General features: G+C 45.5%; 1 protein-coding gene. It reads left to right on the top strand.

The annotated features are described in order from the left end of the window. Positions 1–222, top strand: a 222-nt coding sequence (locus AS151_RS21100; protein ID WP_139240827.1) for a tetratricopeptide repeat protein, incomplete at both ends; no start/stop codon positions are given.

Here is a 222-nt window from a genome sequence, read left to right as displayed (position 1 = left end):
CCTATGGGATCAAGAAAAGCTAGAAGAAGCTATAGAGAAATACCAGAAAGCTCTACAACTCAATCCTGAGTTTTTCTATGCTTACAACAATCTGGGCAATGCGCTGTCGGACCAAGGAAAGCTAGAAGAAGCGATCGAAAACTACCGCCAAGCTCTCCAAATCAACCCCGACTATGCCTATGCTTACAACGGTCTGGGCAATGCGCTCAGACAACAAGGAAA

Source organism: Geitlerinema sp. PCC 9228, from assembly GCF_001870905.1.
Lineage (GTDB): Bacteria > Cyanobacteriota > Cyanobacteriia > Cyanobacteriales > PCC-9228 > PCC-9228.
Note: the sequence above shows the minus strand (reverse complement) of the source record. Positions and strands in the feature narration are given on the sequence as shown.